Raw genomic sequence first — 21,618 nt, 5'->3', positions numbered from 1 at the left:
GACGATACGTCTCGTGCAACGAGTTTGCGCGGCTCAGGACGACCCGGCGCCCCCGACCCCATCGATCCCCCTGGTCCCATCGGCCCCATCGGCCCCATCGGCCCCATCGGCCCCATCGGCAAGATCGGCCCCATCGGCCGCACCCGTCGCCCCGTTCGGCCCCGTCGGGCCGGACGGGTGATCCGATCCCGTCATGCGGTCGACGTCGACGTTGAGCGAGTCCAGCCAGGCCAGCGCGGCGAAGAACCGCGGCGAGGAGACCCCCGGCGGCTCCTGCGCCGCCGACCGGCCGGGCCGTGGCTCGCTCAGCGGATTCACGTCCTCCGCCGGCGCCTCCCCCACCCGCTGCGCCGCCTCCCGCATCCGCGTGGCCACCCCGGCCGCCCGGCCGTCCAGCCGGACACCGTTCGCGGGCCCCACCGCCGGACCTCCGCGGACGAACAGCCGGCGCGAGCCCCACAGCACGTGGTGGCCGGACATCATGGCCGCGTGCCAGTCCGTCCTCGGGTTCTCGGACGTCCGGGGCTCGCTCTGGTGCTGCGCGAACGCGGACTCCGCCATCGTCAGCGCGTGCTGGAGCGGCCGGTCGTCGGGGGCGTGCCCGGGCCCGCCCTCCACCACGGCCGCCGTGGTGCGCTCGACCGTCTCGGCCTCCGTCGCCAGCAGCAGGGCGACCGCCCGGTGCAGCTCCCGCTGCGCCCCGCGCGGCCAGGCCAGCACCCCGAACACGACGCCGATCAGGCTGCCGATGATCACGTCAAGCATCCTGACCTCGGCCAGCTGCCAGGTCACCGGCGCCAGCTGGGCGAACACGAAGGCCACCACGAGGGTGAACATGCCCTGGGCCCAGCCGACGCCCCGTACCGGACCCACCCGGAACGCGGTGAACATCACGAACGGCAGGGCGACGGCGTAGACGTTCGTGTGGCTGCCGATCAGGGCCAGCAGGACCCCGGTGGTCAGGGCGCCGAGCAGCGTGCCGGTGATCGCCACGCGTACGGTCGCCCGCGTCTGCGCGGCGGTGGTCCGGGTCAGGCTGAGGACGGCCAGCATCGCCCAGAAGCCGTGGGGCAGCGAGTCCACGCCCGCGATCGTGCGGGCGGCCGCCAGAGCGAGGCTGATCCGGACGGCGTTCTGGAAGTACACCGAGCGCGGCCCGGCGTGTCCCGCCAGCCGGTGCCACCACAGGCTCGGCGCGCGCTTGCCCGCGTACCAGAACCGGCCCGAATCGACGTCCTCGGGCATCCGCGCGCGGCGGCCCCGTACCGCCAGCTCGGCGGCCGTCGCCAGGGCCACCGCGGCGTCCGTCACCTCCAGCAGCGCCGCCCGGCGCCGCCCCCGCGCGGCGGTCGTGGGCGCCTCCCGCGCGGCCGACGCGGCGGCCTGCTCCCGCAGGCGCCGCAGGGCGTCGGCCGCTTCGGTCGCATCGGCGCGACCGTCGAGCAGGGCGGCGCTCTCGCCGACGGCCCGGCCCACCGCGGTCAGGATCTCGGGCTCCTGCACCATCGGCACCGGGCCCGGGGGCGGCGGTGACGGCGGAAGGTTCACGAGGCGGGCGAGGAGCGTGCGGGCGGCCAGGCCCGCATGGGACAGGGCCCGGTCCCGCAGGCCCGGCCCGGCGGGGCGGTCGGCCTCGCCGGTCCGGAAGGGCCGCAGCGACCCGCCGGCCACCCGGGCCGTCTCCGCCGAGGCGGCGGACAGCGTGTACGGGGCGCGGCCGAGCTCCGCGACGCAGCGGGCGGCGGTGTCGGCCGCCTCGGCGGCCACCCGCCGGTAGGTGGGCCCGGGCTCCTCGGGCAGGACGAAGAGCTCGGCGAGGACCAGCAACAGCAGGCCGAAGGTGGCGCCCAGGAGCCGTTCGCCCAGGGTGCCGGGGGCGTAGGGCGGAAAGCACGGCAGGATGTAGAGCAGTTGCAGCCCGGGCGCGGCGCCCGCCGCGCGGGGCCCGGCCGCCGCCACGAAGGCCAGGAAGAAGCCGATCAGGAGCATCCCGACGACGGCGCTCCAGGTCCGGATCGCGAGGAAGGTGCCGAGCGTCAGCAGCACCCAGGCCGTGGGGGTCGCCCTGACCATGACGACCGCCCGCTGGCGTCCGGTACCGGGGATGTGGGAGAGCGCCGCCATCGACACCGCGGCGAACAGCGCGTACGTGGCGGCCACCGGCCGGTCCAGCGCGTACAGGCACACGAAGAACGAGACGCACGCGGAGAGGGTGGTGCGCAGCGCGCGCCGCGTCACGACCGAGGGACCCCGGTCGGCGCGTCCGTCATGTTCGGCGCACATGACTCCAGGATCGGGCCACCTGCCGGAAGCCACCACATACTGACTGGCGGCAGCGGATCCACGGCGAGGGGCGGGAGCGGCGGTATGGACGAGGCACGGGCGAGGGACGTGCTGGCGGCGGCGGGCCTGACCGGGGGTGCGGCCGGGGCGGCGGTGCTCCTCGCGTTCGGCGAGAACGCGGTCTTCGCCATCGGCGACCTGGTGGTCAAGGTGGGCCGGGAGGCGGCGCTGCTGGAGCGGGCCGAGCGGGAACTCGCGGTGGCCGGCTGGTTCGCCGCGTCCGGGATCCCGGCGGTCCGGGCGGCCGAGCCGAAGCCGCGGCTGGTGGAGGGCCATCCGGTGACCCTGTGGCACCGGCTCCCGGACGCGGTGCGGCCCGCGGGGCCCGAGGATCTCGCGGCGCTGCTGCGCCTGGTGCACGCGCTGCCCGCGCCGCCCTTCGCCCTGCCCGCGCGGAACCTGCTGGACGGGGTCGAGCGCTGGCTGCGGCTGGCGGGCGGGGCCGTGGACCCGGCCGACGCGGCCTACCTGCGGGCCCGCCGGGACGCGTACGCCGGTGAGCTGGCGGCCCTGACCCCGCGGCTGCCCCCGGGCCCGGTCCACGGCGACGCGCTGCCCCGCAACGTGCACGTGGGGCCCGACGGCCCGGTGCTGGTCGACCTGGAGACCGTGTCGGCCGATCTGCGCGAGCACGACCTGGTGGTGATGGCGCTCTCGCGCGACCGGTACGGCCTGCCGGCCGAGGAGTACGAGGCCTTCGTGGCGGCGTACGGGTGGGACGTCCGCGACTGGGAGGGCTGCGCGGTCCTGCGCGGCGCCCGGGAGACGGCCGGCTGCGCCTGGGTCGCCCAGCACGCCCCGGCGAACCCCGCGGCCCTGGCCGAATTCCGCCGCCGCGTGGCCTCCCTCAGAACCGGCGACCGGGACGTGCGGTGGCACTCCTTCTAGGCGGTCTCCTTCGGATCCTGCCGGCCGGGCCGGGCCGGCACCCGTCTACGCCGGGACCAGGGCCCGCAGTGGCCAGGCCTCGTCGATCACCGCGTCCGGGGTGCCCTGGCGGCGCAGGTACGACTGGAAGTCCCGGGCCCAGCGCGCGTGCCAGGTGCTCTGGCGCGCGTGCAGGTCGGCCGGGGTGAGCGCGGCCACCTGCGGATGCCGCTCGGCTATCGCGCGGGCCACCTGGACCGCGGCCAGCGCGTCCGCCCCGGCGTCGTGCGCGGCGTCGAGGGTGACCCCGTACACCCCGCAGACCGCCTCGAGGGTCCGCTTGCCGCGCCGGTAGCGGTCCACGGCCCGGTCGATGGTCAGCGGGTCCACCACCGGTCCGGTCGCCTCCCCGCCGAGCCGGTCGGCCAGCGAGGGCAGCCCGTGCCGGGCCAGCTCGGCGCTCAGCAGGGTCAGGTCGAAGGCCGCGTTGTACGCGACCACCACGGCGCCGGCGCGCCAGTGGCCCACCAGGGCCCGCGCGACCTCGTCCGCGACCTCCCGCACCGGGCGCCCCTCGGCGACCGCGCGCTCCGTGCTGATCCCGTGGATCGCCGAGGCCCCTTCCGGGATCGGTATGCCCGGGTCCGCGAGCCAGCCGCGCCGCTCGCGCACCGCTCCGGCCCGTACCTCGACCAGGGCCGCCGTCACGATCCGCGATTCCCCCGGTTCCGTGCCGGTCGTCTCCAGGTCGAATCCGATCAGCACACCGCCGTGCCAGTCCCCCATGCCGCGCCGGTCCTCCACCCCGTACCCCTCCCCCGTACACCTTCGGTCAACGGGTTTCAGCCTGCCACGGGACACTGACAGCCCGGCCGCCGGGGCCTTCGGGCCCCTGGTCAGGACACCGGCCGGGAGTCCTCCCACATCGACTCGAACTCTTCCCGGTACGTCGTGAACAGCCCGTGCTCCGCGTCCTTCGGCACCCCTCGGCCGCCGCCCCGCAGCACCAGCACGGGCGACTCCATCCCGCGCGCCCGCCGCAGGTAGGACTGGACCACCGCGATGCCCGAGGACTGCCCCTCCACGAGGTAGGCGGTGAACCGCGGGGTCTCGTCGAAGACGTGGATCTCGAAGCGGGAGGGGTCCCGCAGACCCGCCCGGACCCGCCGGACGTGCAGGATGTTCATCTCCACCGAGCGGCTCAGCTCGCCCTTGCGCATCCCCAGTTCCCGTTCGCGCCGCTTCACGGCGCTGCTCGCCGGGTTCAGGAACAGCAGCCGCACCCGGCATCCGGCCTCCGTGAGCCGGACGAGTCTTCGGCCCGAGAAGTTCTGGACCAGCAGGTTGAGCCCTATGCCGATGGCGTCGAGCCGCCGCGCGCCCCCGAAGAGGTCCTCGGCCGGGAGCTGGCGCTGGAGCCTCACCCGGTCGGGGTGGACGGAGATGACGTCCGCGTACCGGTCGCCCACCAGGTCCTCGACGGCGTCGATCGGCAGCCGCTCCGCGGCGGGGCTGCCGGAGACCCCGCCCAGTACCTCCAGCAGGCGCGCCGAGGCCCGCTCCGCCTGCTCCAGCACGGGCCGGGACAGCGCCCGGTTGCGGGAGACGACGTTGCGGGTGACCTCCAGCTCGTCCAGGGCCAGCTCGATCTCGCGCCGGTCGTCGAAGTACGGCTCGAAGCACGGCCAGTGCTGGACCATCAGCTCCCGCAGCTGCGGCAGGGTCAGGAAGCTCAGCACGTTGTCGTCGGCCGAGTCGAGCAGGTAGCCCTTGCGCCGGCTGACCTCGCGCACGGCCACCGCCCTCTGCACCCATTCCTGTCCGGCGGGCCCGGCGGCCGCGACGACCCAGTCGTCCGCGCCGTGCACCGGTTCGTAGATCGGGCGGAGCACCGCACCGACCACCGCGCGCAGCCGCTGTTCGATGAGATTCAGCCAGATGTACGCACGGCCGGCCCGCTGTGCCCGGGTCCGGACCTCGCTCCAGGCCTCCGCGCCCCAGTCCAGCTCCACGCCGGTCCCCGCGCTCCCGGCCTCCGCCGGTCCGCCCGCCAGGGAGACCGCCCCGGCCGGGATCCCCGCGGATGTCCCGCCGGGGACACCCCCCGGGTCGTCCGCCGGACCACCCTCGTGACTGCTGTCACCAGGGGGCAGCTCCAGACCTCCCGAGCTCACCCGTGCACCGCCTTCTGCGTCTGGACGCCCGTCTCCAGTGATCACGGAAGGGTACTCCGCGCGCACGGCCCGGTGCAGCCCGACGGCCCGTACAGGGGCTGTCCGTTGACCCATTATCCGATGCGCACACAGTCCGCTGACCCGCATATCGGCTCTGCGGGTCACCCGGTAGGACCCCTGCCAAGTCCGCGCTTGCGGCCCCTCTTTCGGGGAAGATCTGGCAGGGACGTGGTCCACGCCGGGTCAGCCGGGACATCTTCGGGCAACGAGGGAAGAGTCGTTATCTATGCAGGTCTGGCCGGGACAGGCGTATCCGCTGGGTGCCACGTACGACGGCGCCGGCACCAACTTCGCGGTCTATTCGGAGGCCGCCCGACGCATCGAGCTGTGCCTCCTGCACGACGACGGGTCGGAATCCGCCGTGGAGCTGCGCGAGACGGACGCCTTTGTCCGCCACGCGTACCTGCCCGGCGTCATGCCGGGCCAGCGCTACGGGTTCCGGGTGCACGGCCCGTACGAACCCGAGCGCGGCCGGCGCTGCAACGCGGCGAAGCTGCTGCTGGACCCGTACGCGCGGGCCATCAGCGGCAAGGTCAGCTGGAACGAGGCGGTGTACGGCTACCACTTCGGCCGGCCGGACTCGCGCAACGACCTGGACTCCGCCCCGCACACGATGAGCTCGGTGGTGGTGAACCCGTACTTCGACTGGGCCAACGACCGGCCGCCGCGCCACGAGTACCACCACACCGTGCTGTACGAGGCCCACGTCAAGGGTCTGACCATGCACCATCCCGATCTCCCCGAGGAGCTGCGCGGAACCTACGGGGCGCTGGCGCACCCGGCGGTCATCGGCCACCTCACCAAGCTCGGGGTGACGGCGCTGGAGCTGATGCCGGTCCACCAGTTCGTCAACGACCACCGGCTGGTCAACGACGGGCTCAGCAACTACTGGGGCTACAACACCATCGGTTTCTTCGCCCCGCACAACGGCTACGCCTCGGGCGACCGCGGCCAGCAGGTGCTGGAGTTCAAGTCGGCGGTCCGGGCCCTGCACGAGGCGGGCATCGAGGTGATCCTCGACGTGGTCTACAACCACACCGCCGAGGGGAACCACCTGGGCCCGACGCTGTCCTTCCGGGGGCTGGACAACGCCTCGTACTACCGGCTGGCGGACGATCCGCGCCACTACATGGACACCACCGGCACCGGGAACTCGCTGCTGATGCGCTCCCCGCACGTGCTCCAGCTGATCATGGACTCGCTCCGGTACTGGGTCACCGAGATGCACGTGGACGGGTTCCGCTTCGACCTGGCGGCGACCCTGGCCCGCCAGTTCCACGAGGTGGACCGGCTGTCCTCGTTCTTCGACCTGGTCCAGCAGGATCCGGTGGTCAGCCAGGTGAAGCTGATCGCGGAGCCCTGGGACCTGGGCGAGGGCGGCTACCAGGTGGGCAACTTCCCGCCGCTGTGGACCGAGTGGAACGGCAAGTACCGGGACACCGTACGGGACCTGTGGCGCGGGCAGCCGCGTACGCTCGCGGAGTTCGCGGGGCGGCTGACGGGTTCCTCGGACCTCTACCAGGACGACGGGCGGCGCCCGCTGGCGTCGATCAACTTCACCACCTGCCACGACGGTTTCACCCTGAACGACCTGGTCTCGTACGACGAGAAGCACAACGAGGCCAACCGGGAGGGCAATCGGGACGGCGAGACCCACAACCGCTCCTGGAACTGCGGCGTGGAGGGGCCCACCGAGGATCCGGAGATCCTGGAGCTGCGCGAACGCCAGATGCGCAACTTCACGGCCACCCTGATGCTGTCGCAGGGGGTGCCGATGCTCAGCCACGGCGACGAGTTCGGCCGTACCCAGCAGGGGAACAACAACGCCTATTGCCAGGACAACGAGTTGAGCTGGGTGCGCTGGCCGGAGCCCGGCAAACCGGCGCCGTCCCTGCTGGAGTTCACCCGGCGGATGGTGTGGCTGCGCCGCGACCACCCGGTCTTCCGGCGGCGCCGGTTCTTCCACGGGCGGCCGGTGGAGGGCACGCACGACGAGCTGTCCGACATCGCCTGGTTCACCCCGCACGGCGAGGAGATGCGGGCGCGGGACTGGCAGGCGCAGCACGCGAGGGCACTGACCGTCTTCCTGAACGGCGAGGCGATCTCCGAGCCGGGCACCCGCGGGGAGCGGATCACCGACGACTCGTTCCTGCTGATGTTCAACGCGGGTGCGGAGCCGCAGGACTTCACGGTTCCGGCGGGGCACGGCGCGCAGTGGCGGCTGGTGGTGGACACGGCGCGGGCGGACGTGCTGCCACCCGGCACCGGGCCGCAGTACGCGGCCGGTGACCGGGTGGCGCTGACGGGCCGGTGCCTGGTGGTGCTTCAGCGCCCGGCGTAGGCGGCGCCGGCGCCGCTCCCGTCCGCCGCCGGGCAGGAGCCGGTCCGCGGGCCATGGACGCACACCCCGGCGGTGTGCGTCCGGGCGGCGGGCACCTTGGTGACGAGGGCGAGGAGCAGGCAGAGCGCGGCCGCCCCGACGGCCACGGCGAAGGCCCCGGCGGGGCCGTACGCCTCGGCGAGGCGCCCGCAGACGACCAGTGCCGTGGCCTGCCCGGCCACCAGGCAGCTGGCGGCGAAGGCCATCGCCGTGGAGAGCCGGGCCGGTTCCACGGCCCGCTCGGTGAGGGCGAACGCGGTGATCAGGTGGGGTGCGTAGGCGGCGCCCAGTACGGTGACGACGGCGTACAGCGGCCACAGGCCGTCGGTGAACAGCAGGGGCACCGAGAGCACCAGGGCGGCGCCGGTCGCCACCCGCCAGCGCAGCCGCAGCCCGAAGCGGGCGGGCAGCGCGCCGAGCGAGATCCCGACGACCGCGCTGACGACGCCCATGGCGGAGTAGACGACGGCGGCCTGGTCGGGGACGCCGAGCCGGATGGTGAGCGCGGTGATGCCCGCCTGGCAGGCGCCGAACATCGCGCCCTGGAGGGCGAGGGAGCCGCGGACGGCGTGGACCACGGCGGGAGAGCGGACCCGGCGGCTCCCCGGGGCCCGGTCCGGCGCGGGCGAACCGGCCGTGACGGCGGCGGTCGGGTGGAGGGCGAAGACGGTGCCGAAGACGGCGACGAGGCCGGCCGCCCCGGCGAGGGCGAAGGCCGGGTGTGCGAGGAGCGCGGCGAGTCCGACGAGGGCGGGCCCGAAGACGAAGGAGACCTCGTCCAGGGTGCCTTCGAGCGCGTGGACGGCGCCGACGACGCTCTCGTCGGACCCGGCCCGGTGCGCCAGCGCCACCGAGCGGGTGCGGGCGAGCGGTCCGATCAGCGGTACCGAGGCGCCGGTGAGGGCGCCGATCGCGGCGAGCGGGACGGTGGCCAGGTGCGTGAGCGCCCCGGCGACCAGGGCGGCGGTGGCCACGGCGTTGACGGCGGCCGCGGCCAGGACGACCGGACGCTGTCCGTGGCGGTCGGCGAGCCGGCCGAGGACGGGTCCGAAGAGGACCTGCCCGACGGAGAGGGCACCGCCGACGGTGCCCGCGGTGGCGAGGGACCCGCTGGTCTGGGCGACCAGCAGGAAGCTCCCGAACTGGGACATCGCGACGGGCAGTCGGGCGAGGAAAGAGACGAGCGGAAGCAGGGGCCCGGTCAGGGCGATGACGTTTCGATAGGTACTGACGGTTCCAACCACTTGATCGACACTAACCCGGTGCAGTCACTCGGATGCATTGGGTCATGGCACGGAATCCGGCAGGTTGGGTACGTACGTTCTCATGAGCCAGCCGCACGCGACCCCCGAATCGGAATCTGACGTTCCGACACCAGTCACTCCGACGTCGACCTACCGCCTCCAGCTGCGCCCGGAGTTCCCCTTCGCGGCGGCCGAGGCGGCCGTACCGCACATCGCCTCGCTCGGCGTGTCGCACCTGCACCTCTCCCCGGTCCTGGAGGCGGTGCCCGGCTCGACGCACGGCTACGACGTCACCGACCACTCCCGCGTGCGGGCCGAGCTCGGCGGCGAGCCGGGCCTGCGGTCCCTGGCCGGGGCCGCCCGGGCACACGGGCTCGGGCTGGTCCTCGACATCGTGCCCAACCACATGGCGGTCCCGACCCCGCTGGCCCTGAACCGGCCCCTGTGGGAGGTGCTGCGGGACGGTCCCGGCTCGCCGTACGCCCGCTGGTTCGACATCGACTGGGAGGCGGGCGGCGGGCAGGTGCTGCTGCCGGTCCTCGCCGGGCCGGCGGAATCCTGCGAGCTGCGGGCCGAGGACGGAGTGCTGCACTACGGGGAGCAGCGGTTCCCGCTGCGGGAGGGGACCTCGGGGCTGGCGCTGCCGGAACTGCTCGCCGCGCAGTGGTACCGGCCGGCCTGGTGGCGCGAAGCGCGCACCTCGCTCAACTACCGGCGCTTCTTCACCATTTCCGAGCTGATCGGGGTCCGGGTGGAGGACCCGGAGGTGTTCGCAGCCACCCACGCGAAGGTGCTGGAGCTGGTCCGGGACGGGGTCGCGGACGGCTTGCGGATCGATCACGTGGACGGGCTGGCGGACCCGGAGGAGTACCTGCGGCGGCTGCGGGCGGCGGCGGGCGACGGCTGCTGGGTGGTGGTGGAGAAGATCCTGGCCCGCGAGGAGCGGCTGCCGTCCGCCTGGCCGGTGGCGGGGACCACCGGATACGACGCCCTGCACCGGGTGGACGGGGTGTTCACCGACCCCGAGGGCGCCGCGGAGCTGGCGGCCCGGTACGGGGAGACCACCGGACTGCCCCGCTGGCCGGAGGCGGCCCGGGCGTCCGCCCGGGAGGTGCTGACCGGCGACCTGGCCGCCGAACTGGGGGCGCTGGAACGCCAGGCCGGTCCGGAACTTGCGACAGCGGTAAGGGAGTTGCTGATCGCCTTTCCCGTCTACCGGCCTTATCCCGGCGAGCCGGACCTGCCGCCGCAGGCCCTGGAGCAGGCGGCCGCGGCGGCCGGTCCGGACGCGGTGGCCGCCGTACGGGAGCTGCTGCTGCGGGATCCGGCCTTCGCGGCCCGCTTCGCCCAGACCTCGGCGGCCCTGCGCGCCAAGTCCCTCGAGGACCGGGCCTTCTACCGGTACGCGCCGCTGCTGTCGGCCACCGAGGTCGGCGGGGAGCCGGGGCGGCCGGCCGTGTCGGTGGCGGAGTTCCACGCCTACTGCGCCGCCCTGGCCCGGGAGTGGCCCGCGGCCGGAACGGTCCTGTCCACGCACGACACCAAGCGCAGCGCGGACGTCCGGGCCCGGATCGCGGCGCTGTCCCAGGCACCGGAGCTGATGGGGCGCCCCGAGGGGCCCGACCCCCAGCTGGCCTGGGTCGCCCGGCAGACGGCGCTGGGGCTGGGCCGGGCCCCCGAGGCCGGGCCGCGGCTGGCCGACGCCCTGCTCAAGGCGGTCCGCGAGGCGGCCCTGCACACCAGCTGGACCGAGCGGGACGAGGAGTACGAGGCGGGTGTGGCCGGGTACGTCACGACCCCGGTCGACCTCCCGGCGGAGCTCGCCGGGGCGGCCCGGGCGAACCTCCTCGGCATGACCCTGCTGCACCTGGCGATGCCGGGGGTCCCGGAGGTCTACCAGGGCGCGGAGACGGAGTACCGGGCCCTGGTGGACCCCGACAACCGGCGTCCGGCGAACCTTCCCCGCCGGGCGCTGGCCCGGCTGGATGCGGGGGCCGCCCCCGGGGACCCGGCCGAGGAGAAACTGGGGCTCACGGCCACCCTGCTGCGGCTGCGCCGGGACCGGCCGGAACTCTTCCGCGGCTACGCGCCGGTGCTCGCTCGGGGTCCGGCCGCCGACCACCTGCTGGCCTTCACCCGGGCCCCGGGACTGCTGGTGGCGGCCACCCGGCTCTCCCACCGGCTGGCCGCGTCGGGCGGCTGGCGGGACACCCGCCTGCACCTGCCCCCCGGTACCTGGACCCGCCTCGCCCCCCGCTCCCCGCGCACGGACTCCGCGCGATCGCACAGCGGTCCGGCCGAGGTGGCCGCCCTGCTGGACGGTCACCCGGTGGGTGTCTGGCTGCGCGGCTGATCCGGCGGGGCCCGGGCAGGCCGACGCTCAGTGCGCCGGACCGCCGGGGCAGCCCGGATCCGGCGCGGCCCGGCCGCCGACCAGCTCGGTGAACGCGGCCGCGGCACCGGTCAGCGGAACCCGGGAGAAGACCGCCAGGGGCCGGTGCCACGGCGGGTCGAGGGAGAGCAGTACGCAGTCCTCGCCGACGGCGCCGCGGACCATGTGGGCCGGAGCCATGACCACCCCCACCCCGGCCGCCGCCATCCGCACCGCCGTCGAGGTGTGTTCCGTACGCAGCACCGTGTGCGGGGTGAAACCGAGCGCCCCGCACGCCCGGTCGAGGACGAGGACGCCGTCGACCAGCGGTTCCATCGCGCAGCGGATCCAGTCGCGGTCGGCGAGTTCGGCGAGGGCCACCGACTGGCGGCCGGCCAGCGGATCGTCGAAGGGGACGACGATGACCAGTTCCTCCCGGCCGATCCGCAACAGCGGCCCCGGCCAGCCCGCGGGCTCCGGGCCCACCGCGAGGTCGGCGGCGCCCCGTTCCAGCTGCTCCTCCAGGGCCTCGGTACTGCCGTACTCCCGCAGCACCAGGGACACGCCCGGATGCAGGGACCGCCAGCGGGCGGCGACGCCCGGGAGCAGGCCGACGGCCAGCGCGTGCACGGTGGCGATGTGCAGTTCACCGCCGGTCACCCCGGCGGCGGCGCGGGCGGCCCGCTCGGCCTGACGGGCGCTGCGGACGGCGAGCTGCGCGTGCGGGAGGAAGGCACGGCCCATGGCGGTGAGCCGGACCCCGCGGGGCATCCGCTCCAGCAGTGCGCCGCCCACGGCCCGCTCCAGGGCCTTGACCTGGTGGGACAGGGCGGGCTGCGTGACGTGCAGACCGTCCGCGGCACGCGTGAAGGAGGACTCCTCCACGACGGCCAGGAAGTACTCCATCTGGCGCAGGCTCATGACCTCGAAGCATAAAGATCCTTCATGACCTTCAGAAGATCATTTCCTTGGACTTGACCCAACAGGCGCCGGAGGCTGGTGACATGACCAACGACAGCGCAGTGGATGTGATCGTGATCGGCGGCGGTACGGGCGGCTACAGCACCGCCCTGCGCGCCTCGGCCCTGGGCCTGAGCGTCCTGCTCGCGGAACGGGACAAGGTCGGCGGGACCTGCCTGCACCGGGGCTGCATCCCCAGCAAGGCCATGCTGCACGCGGCCGAACTCGTCGACGGCATAGCCGAGGCGCGCGAGCGCTGGGGGGTCCGGGCGAGCGTGGACTCGGTGGACTGGTCGGCCCTGACCGCGACCCGCGACGACATCGTCTCCCGCAACCACAAGGGAGTGGAGGGGCACTTGGAGCACGCGGGGGTGCGGATCGTGCGCAGCGGGGCCCGGTTGACCGGACCGCGTTCCGTACGGAGCGAGGACGGGCGGGAGTTCACCGCGGCCCGGGGGATCGTGCTGGCCACCGGGTCCCGGCCGCGCACCCTGCCCGGCCTGGAGCCCGACGGCCACACGGTGGTGACCAGTGACGACGCGCTGTTCGCGCCCGGCCTGCCGGCCTCGGTGCTGGTGTTGGGCGGCGGGGCGATCGGGGTGGAGTACGCCTCCTTCCACCGTTCCATGGGCGCCGAGGTGACCCTGGTCGAGGCCGCGGACCGGCTGGTCCCGCTGGAGGACGCGGACGTGTCCCGGCATCTGGCCCGGGGCCTGAAGAAGCGCGGGATCGACGTGCAGACCGGGGCCCGGCTGGAGGGGGCCGAGCGGCTCGCCTCCGGCGGGGTCCGGGCGACCGTGCGCACCGCGCGCGGGGAGGTGCGGGAGATCGGGGCGGAGCGCCTGCTGGTGGCGGTCGGGCGGGTCCCGGTGACCGACGGCCTGGACCTCGCGGCGGCCGGACTGCCCACCGACGGGCGGGGGTTCGTCGCCCCGGCCGACTGGTCCCGGCTGGAGACCGCCGTCCCGGGGATCCATGTGGTGGGCGATCTGCTGCCGCCGCCCTCGCTCGGGCTGGCGCACGCCTCCTTCGCGGAGGGCCTGCTGGTCGCGGAGACCCTGGCCGGGGTGACGAGCGTGCCGGTGGACTACGCGGCGGTGCCGCGGGTGACCTACTCGGCCCCGCAGACCGCCGCCGTCGGGCTGACCGAGGCGCAGGCGCGCGAGGCGGCGTACGACGTGGTGGTGAACACGATGCCGCTGACCGCCGTGGCCAAGGGCATGGTGCACGGGCAGGGCGGCACGGTGAAGGTGGTCGCGGAGCGGGACGGGCGGGTGCTGGGGGTGCACCTGGTGGGGCCGCACGTGTCGGAGATGATCGCGGAGAGCCAGCTGATCGTGGGCTGGGACGCGGAACCGGGCGATGTGGCACGGCACGTCCACGCCCACCCGACGCTGTCGGAGGCGGTCGGGGAGGCCTTCCTCAGCCTGGCGGGCCGCGGCCTGCACCAGCAGTAGCCCGGAGCCGCGCGGAGCCGCGCCCGGGCCTTGGCCAGGGGTTTCACCCGGAAGTGGGGGAACTGCGGGGCCCGCGGAGCAGTAGGCGGCGGGCCCTGCGGGCATGGCATCCCTTGTGACTCTCCTCCGTGACATGCGCTACCCCACACCGCGGGAACTCGGGCTCGCCGCCCGTGCTCTGGCGGACGAACACCCCGGCGAGGTGCGGCTCCGCCAGGCCGGCACCTCCCGGGCCGGGCAGCCCCTGTGGGTGCTGTCCGTCGCCGCGACGGACGGCGCCCCGGTCGGGGCTCCGGGCGGGACTCCGGTCGGGACCCCGGTCGGGGCCGACCGCAACGTCCTCGTCGTCGCCGGGGCCCACGCCAACGAGCCCGTCGGCGGCGCCACCGCCCTCTCGCTCGCCCGGCGCGTCCTCGACGACCCGGCGCCGCGGGCCGGGTGCGGCTGGCACTTCCTGCTCTGCGCCGACCCGGACGGCGCGGACCTGCACCGCACCCCCCACCCGCACTCCCTGCTGGACTACCACCGGAACTTCTTCCGGCCGCCCGGCCCCGAACAGCCCGAGTGGGCACCGTCGTTACTGCCTCCGGACCGGCTGCCGCCCGAGACCCTGGCCCTGCTGGCGCTCATCGACGAACTGCGCCCCGTCCTGCAGGTCTCCCTGCACGCCACCGACCTCGGCGGCTCCTGGGTGCAGCTGACCCGGGACGTGCCCGGCCTCGCCGAGCCGTTCGGCGCATCGGCCGCCGAGCTGCGCATCCCGGTGGAGAACGGGGCCTCGGACGCGGCCGGCTGGCCCTCCCCCGGGCCCGGGATCTTCGTGATACCGCAGCCGGGCAGCGAGGCCGCCGGAGCCTTCCACCCGGAGGACACCCGGCTGAGCACCTGGTACCACGCCCACCGCTACGCCGGCACGACCGCCATCGTCGAAGTCCCCATGTGGGCCTCCGACCTGGTGGCCGATCCGGCCCCGCACCCGGACCCGCGCGGCGCCCTGCGGATGCTGGCCGAGCGGCTCACCGCGGACGCCGCGCTGGTCGCCGCGGTCCGGGGCGGCGACGGCGTACGGCAGGAGGCGCAGATGTACGAGGACCCGTCCTCGGCGCCCCTGCTGCGCGCGGTGGACTGGACGCTCGCGCTGATCCCCCGGATCGCCGCCGAGTGGACGTCCGGGGCTCCCCCGGAGGCCACGGCGGCGTACATCGCCAGCATCGACGCCTTCGGGCGGCGGCTGTCGCTGCGCGCCGCCGCGATGCTGCTGCGCGTGCTGCGCGCCCAGGGACATCCGGCGACGCCCCGGCTGGACCGGCTGGTCACCGGGTGGTGCGAGGACTTCGCGGTCTGTTTCGGGGCCCGCTGGGTCCCGGTGGCCACCCAGGTGGAACACCAGTCCCGCACCGTCCTGGCCGCCTACGACCGCCTCGTAGCGGCCGGCCGTGCCCAGCGGGCCGAGCGGGCCGAGCGGGCCGAGCGGGCGGGCGGACCCGAGGGGTGTCCTGTCCGATCGGGTCCGGCCTGATCGGACGGGACGCCCCCTGCCGGTGGCCGGTCAGCGCCCGGACGGACCCAGGAGGGTGTCGGGGCCGGGTGATGGCAGGGCCACCGGCCTGGCTCCGTCGTGGTCCTCCTCCGTGTCGTGGAGGGGGCGGGTGCCCTCGGCCGCGTCCGCCAGCCACTGCCAGACGGGCGACCGGCCGGCGGCCGGGCCCGCGGCCGGCTCCCCGCCGGAGATCCAGGTCGTCAGGGTGAACCGGTGGTCCGAGAACCGTCCGCTCGGGCAGGTGGAGGGCACCACCTCGTGAAAGGCGCCGGAGGGGAAGAAGACGATGCTGTCGTGCTCGGGCTCGATCGTGCGGTAGGTCTCCCCCGGCTGCGCCCTGCCCTCGTCCACCACGGTGTCGTACAGGCGCAGTTGGCCGCCGCCGAAGCCGCGCGGCATGCGGTGCAGGTAGTAGACGGCGGACAGCGCCGTGGCCACGTCCGGGACCCGCGAGGCGTCCGTGTGCAGGCCGAAGTGGCCACCCTCGCCGTGCGCCGTCAGGACGGTCAACGACCGTGCGAGTGCGGCCCGGTGGCCGAGGACTTCCTGGACGAGCGGCAGGCAGTCGGCCAGGTGTGCGCTGAACACCCGGCTGGTCACGGGAAGGACCAGCGAGTCCCGCCCCTTGCGGGACACCTGTCCGGTCAGGGGGTCCACGACGGTGCCCGCCGTGAAGTCCTCCCCCCGCGATATCGCGTACTCCAGCAGGGCGGCGGCGCGCTCCGCCCCCAGGAAGTTCTCGAAACGGCAGACCGGTGCCGGTACCGCGGGGGCGGGTGACCACCGGTCGGAGGGCGGCAGGACTCGCGGGCTGATTTCCATCGGCATGGCCGGTTCCATCGTGTATCCGCTCATAGCCCGGAACCGTACGACGGCGGCCGTCCGCGCCGAAGGAGCACAAGGGGGCGCACAGGAGTGCACGGTGCACGCCCGCGCCGGCCGTCCGGCGCGGCGCGGTCAGCCCGAAGCGGAACCGGGCCCGGCGGGTGTCCCGTCCCGGCCCCGGGCGGGCTCCACCGCCAGGGAATAGCGCTGCTTGGGGCGTCCGGCCGCGCCGAGCCGGTCGTAGAAGCGGATGGCGCCCTCGTTCCAGTCCGGGGTCTGCCACTGGACCTGGTCGAGGCCGAGCTCGCGGGCCAGACCCGTCACACCGTCCATCAGGGCCGCTCCGAGGCCGTGTCCGCGGGCCTCCTCCGCCAGGTAGAGGCAGTCCATGTGCAGGTAGTGCCGGGCATCCCAGAAGGAGAACTCGGCGGAGCAGGCGGCGTATCCGGCGACCGTGCCGTCCGGGGTCTCGGCGAGCAGCACCCACAGCCGGGCGTCCTCGGCGAAGAGCTGCGGGCCGAGCCGGCCGGCGAGGTCCGGCGGGCGCGGCGCCGACTTCTCGTACGCCACGTGCTCGTGGACGAGTTCGACCAGGCGGGGCAGGTCGCCGACGCGTGCGCGGCGCACGAGGGAGGTGTCTTCCATGACCCCATCCTGCGCACACGCTCCCGCCGGCCGGGCGGCGGGGACGCCCTCAGCTCGACGAGAGCCGGAAGGTCATGTTCCCGAAGCCGACCTGGTCCCCGTCGCGGACCACAGCGGAGCCGGTCACCCGGTGCCCGTTGACCGTGGTCCCGTTGGTGGAGCCGAGGTCCCTGAGCACCCACACCCCGCCCTGCAGCCTGAGCTCGGCGTGCGCCCGGGAGACCGTCTCGTGGCTGAGCCGCAGCCCGTTGCCGGGGTCGCGGCCGATCCGCAGGGCCGCCGCGCTCGGATGCGGCAGCAGCAGCTTGGGCAGGCGCTCGGCGTTCCAGGCGCGGCGGACCCCGAGGGACACGGCCGAGGCGCGGCCGACCCAGCCGAACAGCCGACGGGTCCAGGGGCTTTCGGCCGCCTGCCGGGACCGGAGGTCGGCCGTGAGCACGGCGAGGTCCTCGGAGCGGCGGGCGACCAGGGCGAGTTCCATCCGGCGCAGGAAGGTGTCGTGGGACAGCTTGCCGAGGGCCGCGCCCTCCCGGAGCTGACCCAGCGCCCGGTCGCGCTCGGCGTCGGACAGCCGCGGCGCGGGGAAGGCGGGAATCTCGAAACTCGACGTCACAGGGTGATTGTCGGCCCGTCGGGGCCGGAGTGTCCAGAACTCCCCCGCCACGCCCGGAATGATGGGCACGATACGCATGCTGGACACCGCCTACGACGAGGGGACCGTCCGTGCAGTTCGAGGTGTGGGCACCACTGACAGGTCACGTCGCCATGCTGCTCGACGGGGCGACGTACGACATGGCACGCGATCCGGACCGGGACGGCTGGTGGACCGCCGAGGCCCCGGCCACCGACGGGAGCCGCTACGGATTCCTGCTCGACGGCGACGGCCCGCGGCCGGACCCGCGCGGACGGCGCCTGCCCGACGGGCCCGACGGCCTGTCGGCGGTGGTCGACCCGCAGACCCTCGCCCCGCGGCCGGTGCCGCCGCCGCACACCCGGCTCCAGGACGCGGTCCTGTACGAGCTGCACATCGGCACCTTCACCCCCGAGGGCACCTTCGACGCGGCCGCCGCCCGGCTCGGGCACCTCACCGCCCTCGGCGTCACGCACGTGGAGCTGATGCCGGTCTGCTCCTTCGCCGGCCGGCACGGCTGGGGGTACGACGGGGTCGCGCCCTGGGCGGTGCACGAACCGTACGGCGGCCCGGCCGGCCTGGCCCGCTTCACGGCCGCGGCCCACGAGGCGGGGCTGGGCGTGGTGCTGGACGTGGTCCACAACCACCTGGGCCCGTCCGGGAACCACCTGCCCGCCTTCGGCCCGTACTTCACAGACACCCACCACACCCCGTGGGGCTCCGCGGTGAACCTGGACGCGGCCGGCTCCGACGAGGTGCGCGCCTACCTGCTCGGCAGCGCGCTGGCCTGGCTGCGCGACTACGGGATCGACGGGCTGCGGCTCGACGCCGTGCACGCGCTGGCCGACGACCGGGCACTGACCTTCCTGGAGCAACTGTCCGCGGCCGTCGACGAACTGGCCGTGGCCACCGGCCGCCCGTTGTTCCTGATCGCCGAGTCCGACCGCTGCGACCCGCGCACCACCACCCCGCGCGCCGCCGGGGGCCTGGGCCTGCACGCCCAGTGGAACGACGACTTCCACCACGCCCTGCACTGCGCGCTGACGGGCGAGTCCCAGGCGTACTACGCCGACTTCGCCGAGGCCCCGCTCGCCGCCCTCGCCAAGACCATGACGCGGGTCTTCTTCCACGACGGGACCTGGTCCTCCTTCCGCGGCCGTACCCACGGCCGCCCGGTGGACCACCGCCGGACCCCGGCCCACCGGTTCCTCGGCTACACCCAGACCCACGACCAGATCGGCAACCGGGCGCTCGGCGACCGGCTCTCCGCCTCGCTCTCCCCCGGACTGCTGGCGTGCGCCGCGACCGTGGCCCTGACCGGGCCGTTCGTGCCGATGCTGTTCATGGGCGAGGAGTGGGGGGCGAGGACACCCTGGCAGTACTTCACCGACCACCCGGACCCGGACCTCGCCGAGGCGGTACGGGCCGGCCGGCGCCGGGAGTTCGCGGCGCACGGCTGGAAGGCCGAGGAGATCCCGGACCCGCAGGACCCGGCCACCCGGGACCGCTCCCGCCTGGACTGGACGGAGCCCGAACAGGCCGACCACGCCCGCCTGCTGGACTGGTACCGGACCCTGATCGCGCTCCGCCGCACCCATCACGACCTGCGCGACCCGGACCTGGCGGCGGTCCGGGTCGCCCACGACGAGGAGCGTCGCTGGCTCACCTTCCGGCGGGGCGACGTCCGGGTGGCGGTGAACCTCTCCCCGGAGCCGGTGACGATCGCGCTCGGCCGCAACGGGGTACGGGTGCTGGCCTCCTGGGAGCCGGTCGGTCACCCCGGTCCCGACGGGCGGATCCACGTACCGGGCGAGACGGCGGTCGTCCTGGCCCCGTGAGGGTCACTGCACGACGGCCAGCTCGCGCGGGGCGTTGTTGAGGCGGCGCCCGCCGTCCTCGGTGACGGTCACGATGTCTTCGATGCGGACGCCGAAGCGGCCCGGCAGGTAGACGCCCGGTTCCACGGAGAAGCACATGCCGGGGACCAGCGGCTGCTCCTCGCCCTCGACCATGTACGGGGGCTCGTGGGTGGTGACCCCGATGCCGTGGCCGGTGCGGTGGATGAAGCGGTCCCCGTAGCCGAACTCGGTGATCACGGCGCGGGCGGCCCGGTCGATCTCCTGGCAGGAGACCCCCGGCCGGACCGCGGCGACGCCGGCCTGCTGGGCTTCGCGGACGATGTCGTGGACCCGCTGCTCCTCGGCGGTGGGCTCGCCGACGTGCACGGTGCGGGAGATGTCGGAGCCGTAGCCGAAGCGCAGGCCGCCGAAGTCGAGGACCACCATGTCGCCGTGGCGGATGACGCGGTCGCCCGCCTCGTGGTGCGGGTTGGCCCCGTTGGGGCCGGAGCCGACGACCGTGAAGTCGACCTGGGAGTGGCCGTGCGCGCGCAGCAGGGCCGCGAGGTCCTCGGCGACGTCGGTCTCGCGCCGGTCGGCGAAGGGGAGGTGGAGGATCTGCGCGTAGGCGGCGTCGGCGGCGGCCCCGGCCGCGGCGAGGCGCTCCAGCTCGCGCTCGTCCTTGACCGCGCGGAGCATGGGCAGGCAGTCGGTGAGCGCCGCGTAGGAGGTGTTCGGCAACTCCCTCTGGAGGCCGAGGAGATGCAGGGACCAGGTGTTGTCGCTCACCCCGAAGCGCCCGCGGAAGTCCAGCAGCGGGGCGGCGACGGCGTACGGGTCCGACCCGTCGGCCCAGTCCCGCAAGGTCAGCGCGGTGGCGCCCGGTGCCTTCTGCGCGTCGGGGGCCTCCAGTGCGGGCACGATGAGCACGGGGTCCTGCCCGGCGGCCAGCACGAGCAGGGTCAGCCGCTCGGTCTCGGCGGTGGGCCGGTATCCCGTGAGGTGCGTGAGATCGGGTCCGGGGGCGATCAGCAGCCCGGCGAGTCCCGCGTCGGCAGCGGTCTGGGCGGCGGCGGCCATCCGGGCGGCGTAGTCATCGGCCGTGAAGGGTGCGGGTTCACGAGTCATACGGGTGATCCTCCCGCGAGCCGCGCCGCGAGCGCAGCGGCCACGCCGGTCGGGCCGGCCGGCCGGCCGCCGCCGGGGCCGCCGTCGCCCCCGCCTCCGGCCGGGCCGGAAGCGGGTCCACCACCCGATAAGGCGTCGCCGGAGCACCCCTCTGATCGGCTATGCTGTGCTTGCACATCGAACGGGCGGTACGCCGCCCTTCGTGGTGGGTGTAGCTCAGCTGGTAGAGCACCTGGTTGTGGTCCAGGTGGCCGCGGGTTCAAGTCCCGTCACTCACCCTGATGATCCCGTGGGGTACGAGGTTCCTCGTACCCCACGGGATTTTTCGTGTGCCCGGCGCGCCGCCCGGCTAGATCCGCAGGAAGGCCTCCACCTCGGTGACGAAGGTCACCGGGGTCTCGTGCGGCGGGTAGTGGCCGGAGCCCGGGACCGTCACGACCCGGCAGTCCGGGTAGGAGGCCTGCCAGGTGTCCCTCATCACATCCGCGGTGATCGCGAGGTCGTACTCCCCGACGAGTACGAGCACCGGGACGGTGTTGCCCTTCACGGCGGCGGACAGGTCGAGCGGCTGCCAGCTCGCGAGGTAGCCGGCGAAGGCCTCGGGACGGGAGACGGCCAGCGAGTGGGCGACCATCCCGTCGAGCCAGTGCCGGCTCGCCCGGTTGCCCGTGACCAGGTCGAGGATCACGCGGCGCTTCTCGGGATCGGTCGCGGCGCCGTGGAAGAGGGCGTGGGTCGCGTCGTCCATCGCGTAGGGCGCGGCCGGGACCGGGGCGAGGCCGATCAGCTTCTCCACCCGCTCGGGGGCGCGGACGAGGACCTGCTGGACCGCCTTGCCCCCCATGGAGTGGCCGAGGAGGGAGAAGGTGTCCCAGCCGAGCTGGTCGGCGAGTTCGAGGACGTCGTCGGCGATCTCGGCCAGGGTGTGGCGGCCGGGGACGTCGCGGCGGTCGCCGTAGCCGCGGTAGTCGAGGAAGACGTAACTGAAGCCCTCGGGGTCCAGGTGGTCCAGTACGGAACCCCAGTTCGCGGAGGTGCCGAACCAGTCGTGCAGCACGATGACACGGACGGGTCCGGTGCCGATCCGGCGGTGGGCGATGGCCATGCGTTCTCCCTCGGTGACGTGGCGAAGAATTCCGACGCCGAGGGTTCTGC

The 21,618-nt window shown here is 74.5% G+C and carries 16 protein-coding genes and 1 tRNA gene; 7 read left to right on the top strand and 10 right to left on the bottom strand.

All coding sequences use genetic code 11. From position 1 onward, the window contains the following. Positions 1-33: 33 nt before the first annotated feature. Positions 34-2,283, bottom strand: coding sequence for an FUSC family protein (locus ACXNSR_RS29875; protein WP_458638452.1), 2,250 nt, complete (start codon positions 2,281-2,283; stop codon positions 34-36). 84 nt (positions 2,284-2,367) lie between these two features. Between ACXNSR_RS29875 and ACXNSR_RS29870 the strand changes: the two genes are divergently transcribed. After that, a complete protein-coding gene (locus ACXNSR_RS29870; RefSeq protein ID WP_458638451.1) occupies positions 2,368-3,231 on the top strand; it encodes an aminoglycoside phosphotransferase family protein in 864 nt (287 codons plus the stop codon). A 45-nt stretch (positions 3,232-3,276) separates the two neighbouring features. Here ACXNSR_RS29870 and ACXNSR_RS29865 read toward each other — a convergent pair whose 3' ends face one another. Both ACXNSR_RS29865 and ACXNSR_RS29860 read right to left on the bottom strand, forming a co-directional pair. Then, positions 3,277-3,996 (bottom strand): exonuclease domain-containing protein, encoded by a 720-nt coding sequence (locus tag ACXNSR_RS29865; RefSeq protein ID WP_458638450.1) that lies wholly within the window; start codon positions 3,994-3,996, stop codon positions 3,277-3,279. A 110-nt stretch (positions 3,997-4,106) separates the two neighbouring features. Beyond that, complete coding sequence (locus ACXNSR_RS29860; RefSeq protein ID WP_458638449.1) at positions 4,107-5,384, bottom strand: SAV2148 family HEPN domain-containing protein; 1,278 nt, start codon at positions 5,382-5,384, stop codon at positions 4,107-4,109. 286 nt (positions 5,385-5,670) lie between these two features. On the opposite strand from ACXNSR_RS29860, the gene glgX reads away from it, so the two are divergent. Continuing rightward, the gene (gene glgX / locus ACXNSR_RS29855) at positions 5,671-7,785 is read left to right on the top strand and encodes a glycogen debranching protein GlgX (RefSeq protein ID WP_458638448.1); all 2,115 of its coding nucleotides are present in this window, start codon (positions 5,671-5,673) and stop codon (positions 7,783-7,785) included. On the opposite strand, the gene ACXNSR_RS29850 is transcribed toward glgX, so the two are convergent. Further along, positions 7,770-9,068 carry an MFS transporter gene (locus ACXNSR_RS29850; protein WP_458638447.1) on the bottom strand — a complete coding sequence of 433 codons (1,299 nt, stop codon included), beginning with the start codon at positions 9,066-9,068 and terminating at the stop codon, positions 7,770-7,772. The two genes, glgX and ACXNSR_RS29850, sit on opposite strands and share 16 nt — an antisense overlap. 82 nt (positions 9,069-9,150) lie before the next feature. On the opposite strand from ACXNSR_RS29850, the gene treY reads away from it, so the two are divergent. Next, positions 9,151-11,421: a malto-oligosyltrehalose synthase gene (treY, locus tag ACXNSR_RS29845; RefSeq protein WP_458638446.1), complete on the top strand. Its 2,271-nt coding sequence runs from the start codon at positions 9,151-9,153 to the stop codon at positions 11,419-11,421. A 27-nt stretch (positions 11,422-11,448) separates the two neighbouring features. Here the strand turns inward: treY and ACXNSR_RS29840 are convergent, their stop codons facing one another. Further along, positions 11,449-12,360 carry a LysR family transcriptional regulator gene (locus ACXNSR_RS29840; protein ID WP_458638445.1) on the bottom strand — a complete coding sequence of 304 codons (912 nt, stop codon included), beginning with the start codon at positions 12,358-12,360 and terminating at the stop codon, positions 11,449-11,451. A gap of 83 nt (positions 12,361-12,443) precedes the next feature. On the opposite strand from ACXNSR_RS29840, the gene lpdA reads away from it, so the two are divergent. After that, positions 12,444-13,856: a dihydrolipoyl dehydrogenase gene (lpdA, locus tag ACXNSR_RS29835; RefSeq protein WP_458638444.1), complete on the top strand. Its 1,413-nt coding sequence runs from the start codon at positions 12,444-12,446 to the stop codon at positions 13,854-13,856. A gap of 115 nt (positions 13,857-13,971) precedes the next feature. Further along, on the top strand, positions 13,972-15,375 hold the full coding sequence (locus tag ACXNSR_RS29830) for a M14 family zinc carboxypeptidase (RefSeq protein ID WP_458643434.1): 1,404 nt from the start codon (positions 13,972-13,974) through the stop codon (positions 15,373-15,375). A 30-nt stretch (positions 15,376-15,405) separates the two neighbouring features. On the opposite strand, the gene ACXNSR_RS29825 is transcribed toward ACXNSR_RS29830, so the two are convergent. The 3 genes from ACXNSR_RS29825 to ACXNSR_RS29815 form a co-directional block, all read right to left on the bottom strand. Beyond that, entirely contained in the window at positions 15,406-16,251 is an 846-nt protein-coding gene (locus ACXNSR_RS29825) for a 2OG-Fe(II) oxygenase (RefSeq protein WP_458638443.1), read from the bottom strand. A 102-nt stretch (positions 16,252-16,353) separates the two neighbouring features. After that, positions 16,354-16,866: an N-acetyltransferase family protein gene (locus ACXNSR_RS29820; RefSeq protein WP_458638442.1), complete on the bottom strand. Its 513-nt coding sequence runs from the start codon at positions 16,864-16,866 to the stop codon at positions 16,354-16,356. A gap of 49 nt (positions 16,867-16,915) precedes the next feature. Further along, positions 16,916-17,479 (bottom strand): FHA domain-containing protein, encoded by a 564-nt coding sequence (locus ACXNSR_RS29815; RefSeq protein WP_458638441.1) that lies wholly within the window; start codon positions 17,477-17,479, stop codon positions 16,916-16,918. Between the two features lie 110 nt (positions 17,480-17,589). Between ACXNSR_RS29815 and treZ the strand changes: the two genes are divergently transcribed. After that, positions 17,590-19,335, top strand: coding sequence for a malto-oligosyltrehalose trehalohydrolase (gene treZ / locus ACXNSR_RS29810; protein WP_458638440.1), 1,746 nt, complete (start codon positions 17,590-17,592; stop codon positions 19,333-19,335). Between the two features lie 3 nt (positions 19,336-19,338). Here the strand turns inward: treZ and ACXNSR_RS29805 are convergent, their stop codons facing one another. Further along, on the bottom strand, positions 19,339-20,463 hold the full coding sequence (locus tag ACXNSR_RS29805) for a M24 family metallopeptidase (RefSeq protein ID WP_458638439.1): 1,125 nt from the start codon (positions 20,461-20,463) through the stop codon (positions 19,339-19,341). A 205-nt stretch (positions 20,464-20,668) separates the two neighbouring features. On the opposite strand from ACXNSR_RS29805, the gene ACXNSR_RS29800 reads away from it, so the two are divergent. Beyond that, positions 20,669-20,741 (top strand) — tRNA-His (locus ACXNSR_RS29800). 71 nt (positions 20,742-20,812) lie between these two features. Here ACXNSR_RS29800 and ACXNSR_RS29795 read toward each other — a convergent pair. Continuing rightward, positions 20,813-21,568 carry an alpha/beta fold hydrolase gene (locus ACXNSR_RS29795; RefSeq protein WP_458638438.1) on the bottom strand — a complete coding sequence of 252 codons (756 nt, stop codon included), beginning with the start codon at positions 21,566-21,568 and terminating at the stop codon, positions 20,813-20,815. Positions 21,569-21,618 lie beyond the last annotated feature (50 nt).

It is taken from the genome of Streptomyces sp. NC-S4, assembly GCF_054353315.1.
This window is presented reverse-complemented; position numbering and strand designations above follow the sequence as displayed.